Origin of the sequence: Pseudomonas sp. RIT-PI-r, assembly GCF_001297015.1 — a bacterium.
GTDB lineage: Bacteria > Pseudomonadota > Gammaproteobacteria > Pseudomonadales > Pseudomonadaceae > Aquipseudomonas.
Genome location: NZ_LIGE01000039.1, coordinates 1 through 1565, shown reverse-complemented (window position 1 = coordinate 1565; position 1565 = coordinate 1). Strand labels below are relative to the sequence as shown.

1 protein-coding gene is annotated in these 1565 nt (G+C 61.0%); it reads left to right on the top strand.

Going from position 1 to position 1565, the window contains the following annotated elements; all coding sequences use genetic code 11:
* Window positions 1-11: 11 nt before the first annotated feature.
* Window positions 12-1565, top strand: a 1554-nt coding sequence (locus AK821_RS24295) for a type VI secretion system Vgr family protein (protein ID WP_064392283.1), incomplete at its 3' end; no start/stop codon positions are given.

The window sequence follows — 1565 nt, the reverse complement described above, 5'->3', positions numbered from 1 at the left end:
AGGAACAAGGGATGTTCGCGCCGGCCAATGAAACTCACTTTGCCCTGACCATCGAAGGTCTTTCTGCTGACTTTCAGGTATTCACCCTGCAAGGTCGCGAAGCCATCAGCCAGCCTTTTGTCTTTGAGGTGGAGCTGGTCAGTGAGCAGCCGTCGCTGGACCTCGAAACCCTGCTGCACAAACCGGCCTTCCTGCAGCTGTCGCCCGACGGCAGCGGCATTCACGGCCAGATCTACCGCGCCGCGCAAGGCGACTCGGGCAAACGCCTGACCCGTTATTCGGTGACCCTGCGTCCGCAATTGTCTTACCTGGCGCATCGCGTCAACCAGCGCATCTTCCAGAACCTCACGGTGCCGAAAATCATCGGCCAAGTCCTCGAAGAGCACGGCATTCAAAGCAACGCCTACGAATTCAAGACCGGTTCGATTTATCCCGAACGCATCTACTGCGTGCAATACGATGAATCGGACCTGCATTTCATCCAGCGCCTGTGTGAAGAAGAAGGTATCCACTACCACTTCGAGCACACGGCAACGGCACACAAACTGGTGTTCGGCGACGACCAGACGGTGTTCCCGAAACTGGCGCCGGTGGCCTATCAGCAAGACTCCGGCATGGTCGCCAGCGACCCGGTGATCAAGCGCTTCGACCTGCGCCTGGAAACCCGCACCAGCCGCACCACGCGGCGCGATTACGACTTCGAAAAACCGCGCATTACCCTCGAAAGCGAGAACCGCGGCGACGCCCTGCCCGACCTCGAAGACTACGATTACCCAGGTCGTTTCATCGACCGCGAGCGCGGCAAGCACCTGGCCAAACGCGCCCTCGAACGTCATCGCAGCGACTTCCAGTTGGCCGAAGGCAAAAGCGATCAGCCGTTGCTGGTCAGCGGCCATTTCCTCGCCCTGACCGCGCACCCGAAAGCCAAATGGAACGACCTCTGGTTACTGACCGAAGTCCACCACGAAGGCAAACAGCCGCAAGTGCTGGAAGAGTCGGTGACCAGCGACACCACCGCGCTCAAAGACGATTTCCATCAGGGCTACCGCAACCGCTTCCAGGCCACCCCGTGGGACGTGCCCAACCGCCCGCCCCTGCGCCACCCGAAACCGCGCATCCTCGGCAGCCAGAGCGCCGTGGTCACCGGCCCGAAAGGCGAAGAGATCCATTGCGACGAGTACGGCCGCGTCAAAGTGCAATTCCACTGGGACCGCGAAGGCCAGGCCGACGACAAAACCAGCTGCTGGCTGCGCGTCTCCAGCGCCTGGGCCGGCGCCCAGTACGGCGGCATCGCCATCCCGCGCATCGGCATGGAAGTGCTCGTCACCTTCCTTGAAGGCGACCCCGATCAACCGCTGATCAGCGGCTGCCTGTACCACAAGGAAAACACCGTTCCCTATCCACTGCCGGCGAACAAGACCCGCAGCACCTTCAAGACCCTCAGCTCGATGGGCGGAGGCGGCTGCAACGAACTGCGCATCGAAGACAAAAAAGGTCAGGAACAGATCTACCTGCACGCCCAGCGCGACTGGGACGAAAACATCGAGCACGACCAGAAAATCCGC